The sequence below is a fragment of the Hoeflea sp. genome, from assembly GCF_984452065.1.
In genome coordinates, this window is the sequence record NZ_CFHWAF010000184.1 from 1 (window position 1) to 7,406 (window position 7,406).

The window sequence follows — 7,406 nt, forward strand, 5'->3', positions numbered from 1 at the left end:
CCGGTTCCCGTTCAGATGACCAATGCCGAAACCGGAAGGCTGTTGTTCCGCAGTCCCGAGACCACGGCCCTCTTCGGACCTGTCGAGATCGCGGCGGACTACTACGTCGACGCCGGCGACCGGCAGGCCTATATCGACATGCTGCGCGAGAAGGGCTGGGTCAACGAACACAAGGTCAAGCTGAAGAATGCCAGGGGCGAGGAATTCTGGGGGTCCATCTCGGCGCGCCTGATAGAATTCAACGGCGAGGACGTGATTGTTTCCAACACACGCGACCTGACCGGCGAACTGGCCCTTCAGGACGAACTCTCCAGCCAGCGCGAGCTTCTGTTCCAGAATGAGAAGATGTCCGCGCTCGGCGAATTGCTGGCGGGCGTTGCGCATGAGCTCAACAATCCGCTGTCCATTGTCGTCGGCCATTCGCTGATGCTGCGCGAGGAGGCGACGGATCCCGAAAGCATCGCGCGCATCGAGAAGATCAGCAGCGCCGCCGAACGCTGCGCCAAGATCGTCAAGACCTTCCTTGCCATGGCGCGCCAGCAGCCGACCAGGATGGAAAACACCGATGTCAACGCGGTGATTTCGACGGCCGTCGATGTCGCCGGTTACGGCAAGCATGGCGAGGGTCTTGAAATCGATTGCGCGCTCGACCCGGCGATCCCGGATATTGTCGCCGATGCGGACCAGATCACCCAGGTCATCATCAATCTGATCATCAATGCCGAGCAGGCGATCATGAATGCCGGCAAAGGCAAACGCATCACCGTTTCAACCGGAGCGGCAAGGTCGGAAGACGCCGTGGAGATCATGGTCGAGGATGACGGCCCGGGCATCCCGCAGAACATCATGGCCCGCATCTTCGAGCCGTTCTTCACCACCAAGGATGTCGGCGACGGAACCGGCATCGGCCTCGCCTTTTGCCATCGCATCGTCCATTCCCATGGCGGCCATATATGGGTCGATCCCGACTACGGGCCGGGCAGCCGTTTCATCATCCAGCTTCCCGTTGCCAAGGACACCGAGAACCATGCGGCACAGGCAAGCGACGCCCGACGCAGCCGTGTCGGCGTCAGGGCGCTGATCGTGGACGACGAGCTCGAGGTCGCCGAACTGATAGCGGAGATACTCAAGAAGGAAGGTTTCCGGGTCGATATGGCCCATACGGGCGACGAGGCGGCAGAAAGGCTGCGCGAAAACCGCTATGGCCTTCTGCTCAGCGATCTGAACATGCCGGGCCTTGACGGGCGCGGTCTGTTCGAGATCGTCCGGGACGATTATCCCGATTTGCTGGAAAGAACAGCCTTCATCACCGGCGACACGATGGGCGTCGCTTCCCAGAGCCTGCTTCGGGAATCGCAATGCGCCTATCTGGAAAAACCGGTTTCGCCGGCCGAACTACGCGAGCTCGTATACGCAATCCTGAAGAGTGAAAAAGACGATGGTTAAATGGAAAACAGCCACTACCACCTGGTGATCTGCGACGACGAACGGGACGTCCGCGACATGGTGCAGGAATATCTGTGCAAGCGCGGCTTCAACGTCTCCAAGGCCGCCAGCAGCGATGAACTGCGTTCGGTTCTCGGAGGAAACAGGATCGACCTGATCATTCTCGACATCAACATGCCGCGCGAAGACGGGTTGACGACATTGCGCTCCCTGCGCACGGACGACCAGACCCCGGTGGTCATGCTGACGGCCGCCGGTGAGGTTGTCGACCGCATTATCGGCCTGGAGATGGGCGCCGACGACTATCTCGGAAAGCCGGTCGACCTGCGCGAACTGGAAGCGCGCATAAAGGCGGTTCTGCGGCGCAAATCAGCCGAGGAACCGGCCGGCAAGACAAAATCGGGAACGGCTCGCTTCGGCGACTATGTGCTCGATCTTGAGGCGGCGAAAATGCTCGACAAGGATGGCGGGGAGGTTGCGCTGACCGCCATGGAGTTCAATCTTCTCAAAGCATTTGCCGAAAACAGGGGCCGTGTCCTCAACCGCGATCAGATCCTCGAACAGGCGCATGACCGCAGCTGGGATCCGTTCGACCGCTCCATCGACATCCGCATATCCCGGCTGCGGCGCAAGATCGAACGAAACCCGGAAAAACCGGCGATCATCAAGACCGTACGCGGCATCGGCTATGTCTACGATCCCGATGCCTAGAGTCGACCAATTCAGCAAGATTTGCGGATTGCGTCTGAGGCATGGTGATCCCGGAACGAAACGAGGAGTAACCGGTGTCGACCGACTACGAGAAGCGCATCATGCGTGTCTTGAAATACATTCACGACAACCCCGCCGGCGACCTGTCGCTGGACGCGCTTGCGGATGTTGCGGCCTTTTCAAGGTTTCACTGGCACCGGGTGTTTCACGCCATGACCGGCGAGACCTGTGCCCAGGCCGTCCGCAGGCTCCGTCTTCACAGGGCCGCATTGTGGCTGATCGGCACCGATGGGCCGGTCTCCGCCATCGCGGCAAAGGTCGGATATCCGAATGTCAAAAGCTTCACGCGCGCCTTTCAGGATCAATATGGCGTTTCTCCCCGGTCGTTCCGCTTGGAGGGCTTTCCGAGCCCCACCGAAAGGACACGCTCAAGAGGAGAAAACAAAGTGTTTGATATCGAAATCAGAAACGCCGCAAGCCAGCATCTCGCGGCATTGCATCATCATGGACCCTATACCGGGATCGGCCCCTGCTTTCAGAAGCTGGGGACCTTCGCGCCTCAGCTCGGATCGGACATACGCGGCGTCGCAGCCGTCTATTATGACGATCCGAACGTTGTTGCCGAAGCCGACCTCAAAAGCTGCGCCGGTTTCCTTGTGGCGGACGAGACAAAACTGCCGAAAGGTCTTGATGACGTGATCCTGCAGGGCGGTGACTATGCGGTCCTGACCTATAAGGGGCCGTATGAGGATATCGGGGTCGCCTATGATCACCTGTTCGGCCGTTGGCTGCCCGGTTCGGGCCGCGAGCCGGCGGATGCGCCCTGTTACGAGGTTTATCTCAATGATCCGGCGGACACCAAGCCAGAGGATCTCTTGACCGAGATTCGCCTGCCGCTCGCCGCCTGAGCACGCTGATCAGGCCCCGATACCCTTGATGTCGGCCAGCAGGCCGGCATCGACCGGAATGCCGTCGCGCCGGAGCGTTTCGCGAAGCGCCTGCCGGCGGCGGCCCGGAAGCCGCGCCCCCTCGTCATCCTCGATCATCGCCGCCATACGCGCGAAGCGAACGGTCGCATCGTGGCCGAACGCGGCAGGATCGATGGCCAGAAGCGCCTGTCCGGCAGCCGGCGATCCGCCCTCGGCGTTCAGAAAGGAGCTTTGCTCAAAGCTGTAATTGGCGCCCGTCAGTCCGGCACTGAGAAGTTCCACCATCAATGCCAGGACCGTGCCCTTGGCATCGCCCATCGGCGCCATCGTGCCCGAAAGCGCGGCGGCGGCATCCGTGGTCGGTGCGCCCTGCGCGTCGAACGCCCAGTCTTCCGGAATAGCCTCGCCGCTTTGATTTGCGGCCATGATCTTGCCGCGCGCGACCTTCGAAAGCGAGATGTCCACCGTAACGGGATCGCCGCCGTCAACAGGCGCGGAAAATGCGATCGGGTTGGTCCCGAAAAGAGCGCTTCTGCCGCCCCAGGGCGCCATCGCACCGGGCGTGTTGGCGAACAGCATCGCGACGAGCCCCTTGTCAGCCAGGGCCTCGACCACCACGCCGGCAACACCGCAATGATGCGAACGCGTGATACCGGCAATAGCTATGCCATGGGCCGGGCAGGTCTCGGAAAGCCATTGGTGCGCCAGTTCAATAGCCGGGTAAGCAAATCCGTTGGCGGCATCCACCAGTGCCGCGGCGGGCCTGTGTTGCGCGAGCGACGGACGTGCATGGCCGTCGACCTTTCCGCACGCCGCCTGCGCCGCGTAGGAACCGACCCGGCGCAACCCGTGGCCGCGCTGGCCGGCCAGTTCCGCCGCCACGAGCGCGCGGGCGACGGCGTCGGCGTTTTCTTCACAGGTTCCGGATCTTGTCAACGCGCCCGAAATCAGTGCGTGGACCGCGTCGGGGCTGAGCCTTGTTTCTGCGTTACTCACTTTTTGCTTCCGACAGATGTTTCAAAACAGACCTCGCGGTCACCGCACTGACCCGCACATTGGATTCGGCGGTCACACCGGCAATATGCGGCGTCAGGACAAGGTTGCCGATACCGCTGAACTTCGCTGCCGCCTCCGCCGTCAGCGGCTCCGCTTCGAAGACATCAAGCGCCGCGCCGCCGAGCTTGCCCTTCGACAGCGCCGATGCCAGCGCCTCCTCATCGATGATCCCGCCGCGCGCCGCATTGATAATCACCGCATCGGGTTTCATTTTCGAAAGCGCCCCGGCATCGATCATATGCCGTGTGCCGTCATTCAAGGGAGTGTGCAGGCTGACGACGTCGGAGAGTTCCAGCACCCCGTCGAGGGACACGTTCCGGGCCAGCTGCCATCCGGGATCGTCCGCCATGCAGAAGGGGTCGTAGGCGACGATCTCCATGCCCAGCACGCTGGCCCGCAGAGCGACCTCGCGGGCAATGGCGCCGAACCCGACCAGACCCATCGTCCGGCCGGCAAGCTCGCGGCCCATCAATTGCTGGCGCGGCCATGCGCCCTCGATCATTGCGCCGGTCGAAAGATAAGCGCCGCGCAGGAGCATCATGGCGTTGGCAATGACATATTCGGCAACGCTCTGATTGTTGGCGCCGATGGCCGGAAACACGGCAACGCCGCGTGCCTTGCAGGCCTCAAGGTCGATATTGTCGAGGCCGACACCGAGCCGCCCGACACATTTGAGGCCGGGCGCCGCGTCAAGCAGCGCGGCATCGACCTGCGTGCGGTTGCGCACGATCAGGGCGGACGCATCGCCGATCAGCGATGCGATCTCCCCCTGCCGGTCCGCAAGGCCCTGGTCATAATGGGTTTCGTGAGCTTCGGACAAAACGGCCACCGCCGCCTCGTCCATGAACTCGGTGATAACGATTTTGGCCATCGAATGCGGTCCGGTGGAGTTAGCAGGCCGGCGAAATACGCCCGGCCCGATACGACGCAGCACTCAGGCGCTGCGATAAAGCTTGGTCATGACGAATTCGCGGTGACCGAGCGCTTCGGCTGCCGTGTTACGGCCGTTCGCCGTCCGTACGATCATGTCGATCAGCGCATCACCGGCCTGATCGATGGTCATATCGCGGCGCAGGACACCGGTGACGTCGACATCAATATGCTCGCTCATGGTCCTGAGCGTGCGCGGATTGCCGGAAATCTTGATCACCGGCACGATCGGATTGCCGATCACATTGCCCTGGCCGGTGGGGAAGGTGTGGATCACATATCCGGCCGCCCCCATCAGCGTAACGCATTCGGCCGCAGCGGACGATGTGTCCATGAAATAAAGACCCTTGCCCTTTTGCGGCGCCTCGGCGGGACCCAGCGCATCGACATAGCGCGAGGTGCGGCCGATCTTTTCCAGATTGCCCAGCGCCTTTTCCTCGATGGTTGTCAGACCGCCGAGAATATTGCCCTTCGTCGGCTGACTGTCGGACAGATCGGATGTCTTGTGCGCCTCGATGACATCATCCTGATAGGCCTGCCAGATCTTCATGAACTTTTCGCCGGCTTCCGGATTGGCGGCACGCTCGGCGCAAAGATGTTCGGCGCCGGTGATTTCGGAGGTCTCGCCGAAACAGCCGTAAATACCGCCGGGCAGCAGCTTGTCATACATATTGCCGACGGTGGGACAGGACGACAGGCCGGTCGTCGTATCGCTCTCGCCGCACTTGGTCGAGATCCACAGTTCCGAGATGTCGCATTCCTCGCGCTGCAGTTCCGTCGCCCAGTGCACATACTCCTTGGCGACGCGCGACGCCGAGGCGATCGTCGCGATATCGCCGTTCTGCTCGATCGACAATCCGGTCACGGGTTTGCCGGTCTCGGCGATCCCGTCGACGACGACTTTCGTCCACTCCGGCTCGATGCCGATGACCACGACGGCCGCGACATTGGGGTTCGCGCCGGTGCCGATCATCGTGCGGAAATGAAGCTCCAGATCCTCGCCGAACTGCAGCCGTCCATAGGCGTGCGGCAAAGCCATGGTGCCTTTGATATTGTTGGCGACCGCCTCGCAGGCGGCATTGGAAATATCATCCAGCGGCAGGATGACAACGTGATTGCGAACGCCGACCCGGCCGTTCTCGCGCCGGTAAGCCATGATCTTTTCTGACATCGATCCGCCTCCTACCAGCGTTTTGTTTTCACATTGTGGACATGCACATGCTGGCCCTTGGCGATGGGCGCGACGACCTTGCCGATGTCCTCGCCATATTTGATCACCGTATCGCCTTCGGCGAGATCCTTGAGCGCGACCTTGTGCCCGATCGGCACATCGTCGCCGCAGGTCAACTCGAAATCGGAATCGTCATGGGTCACGACACAGGTCATATTCGTGCCGGCGGTCAGGTCTTCCACCACGACAACACCGACATTGTCCTTATGGTCGTGCACCAGCAAGTGCGGGATACTCAAGGCTGCCTCCAAATTTCAGGATGGGGGGCGCTGTGGCGCCAAGTCTTATATAATATATAAGATACATAATACTGGCATTGTCAACCGGATCGGGCTAAACAGGATAAGGAAATGGAAGCGGCCTTGCAGGAAACAGACAGCAATATCGGGTTCAAACCGCTCTACGCGCAGGTCAAGGACCGGCTGATCCGCCGGCTGGTGGACGGAACCTGGCAGCCGGGCACCAACATTCCGAGCGAACAGGAACTGGCCCGGCAGCTCAATGTCAGTCAGGGCACGGTGCGCAAGGCCCTCGATGCCATGACCGCCGAAAGCCTTCTGGTGCGGCAGCAGGGCCGCGGAACATTCGTCGCCGAACCGGAAGATTCCCGCATCCTCTTCCAGTTCTTCCGGCTGACCTCCGACGAACGGTCCGGAAAGGATGCTTTCCCGGAATCACGCCTGCTCGACTGGTCCGAGGAGCAGGCGACGCCGCGGGAGGCGCGTTCCCTGTCGATTGCCGAGGCTGATCCCGTCTGGCGCATCGAACGCGTCCGCGAACTTGACGGCACCCCCGTGATCGCCGAGACCCTGGCCGTTCCCTCGGCCACGTTTCCCGGCTTTGGCGACCTTGAGGAAATTCCCAACAATATCTACCGGCTCTATTCGTCGCGCTGGGGCATAACCATCGCCAAGGCGGATGAGCGTGTGAAAGCCGTGCTGTGCGAACCGCGCGACGCGGCGGCTCTCGGCTGCGGTGTCGGCGTGCCGCTGCTGCTGATCACCCGCATTGCCCGCGATCTCGAGGGCAATCCGGTGGAACTGCGCTCATCGCGCTGCCTCACCAGCGACCTGCACTACGCCGTCAGCCTGCCATAGAACCTG

Annotated in this window: 8 protein-coding genes; 4 read left to right on the top strand and 4 right to left on the bottom strand. The window is 61.6% G+C overall.

What is annotated here, in order from left to right; all coding sequences use genetic code 11:
- The 3 genes from AC5E6N_RS22235 to AC5E6N_RS22245 form a co-directional block, all read left to right on the top strand.
- The coding region (locus AC5E6N_RS22235; protein WP_491749859.1) for a hybrid sensor histidine kinase/response regulator at positions 1 to 1,446 on the top strand (1,446 nt) is incomplete at its 5' end.
- Positions 1,447 to 2,157: a response regulator gene (locus tag AC5E6N_RS22240; RefSeq protein ID WP_491749860.1), complete on the top strand. Its 711-nt coding sequence runs from the start codon at positions 1,447 to 1,449 to the stop codon at positions 2,155 to 2,157. It abuts the gene before it with no gap.
- A gap of 74 nt (positions 2,158 to 2,231) precedes the next feature.
- Positions 2,232 to 3,065 carry an AraC family transcriptional regulator gene (locus AC5E6N_RS22245; RefSeq protein ID WP_491749861.1) on the top strand — a complete coding sequence of 278 codons (834 nt, stop codon included), beginning with the start codon at positions 2,232 to 2,234 and terminating at the stop codon, positions 3,063 to 3,065.
- A gap of 9 nt (positions 3,066 to 3,074) precedes the next feature.
- Here the strand turns inward: AC5E6N_RS22245 and AC5E6N_RS22250 are convergent, their stop codons facing one another.
- From AC5E6N_RS22250 to AC5E6N_RS22265, 4 genes are all read right to left on the bottom strand, one after another.
- Positions 3,075 to 4,082, bottom strand: coding sequence for an Ldh family oxidoreductase (locus AC5E6N_RS22250; protein ID WP_491749862.1), 1,008 nt, complete (start codon positions 4,080 to 4,082; stop codon positions 3,075 to 3,077).
- Positions 4,075 to 5,013, bottom strand: coding sequence for a hydroxyacid dehydrogenase (locus AC5E6N_RS22255; RefSeq protein ID WP_491749863.1), 939 nt, complete (start codon positions 5,011 to 5,013; stop codon positions 4,075 to 4,077). The genes AC5E6N_RS22250 and AC5E6N_RS22255 overlap by 8 nt, the downstream gene beginning before the upstream one ends.
- A 63-nt stretch (positions 5,014 to 5,076) precedes the next feature.
- Positions 5,077 to 6,243 (bottom strand): UxaA family hydrolase, encoded by a 1,167-nt coding sequence (locus AC5E6N_RS22260; RefSeq protein ID WP_491749864.1) that lies wholly within the window; start codon positions 6,241 to 6,243, stop codon positions 5,077 to 5,079.
- 11 nt (positions 6,244 to 6,254) lie between these two features.
- Complete coding sequence (locus AC5E6N_RS22265) at positions 6,255 to 6,542, bottom strand: UxaA family hydrolase (RefSeq protein WP_491749865.1); 288 nt, start codon at positions 6,540 to 6,542, stop codon at positions 6,255 to 6,257.
- Positions 6,543 to 6,653: 111 nt separating this feature from the next.
- Between AC5E6N_RS22265 and AC5E6N_RS22270 the strand changes: the two genes are divergently transcribed.
- Positions 6,654 to 7,400, top strand: a complete 747-nt coding sequence (locus AC5E6N_RS22270) for a GntR family transcriptional regulator (protein ID WP_491749866.1) — start codon at positions 6,654 to 6,656, stop codon at positions 7,398 to 7,400.
- The last annotated feature ends 6 nt before the right edge of the window (positions 7,401 to 7,406 follow it).

Excerpts from the sequence above, each read along its gene's own strand:
- AC5E6N_RS22240 (WP_491749860.1), top strand. The coding sequence starts at position 1,447 with ATGGAAAACAGCCACTACCACCTGGTGATCTGCGACGACGAACGGGAC.
- AC5E6N_RS22260 (WP_491749864.1), bottom strand. The coding sequence starts at position 6,243 with ATGTCAGAAAAGATCATGGCTTACCGGCGCGAGAACGGCCGGGTCGGC.
- AC5E6N_RS22255 (WP_491749863.1), bottom strand. The coding sequence starts at position 5,013 with ATGGCCAAAATCGTTATCACCGAGTTCATGGACGAGGCGGCGGTGGCC.
- AC5E6N_RS22270 (WP_491749866.1), top strand. The coding sequence starts at position 6,654 with ATGGAAGCGGCCTTGCAGGAAACAGACAGCAATATCGGGTTCAAACCG.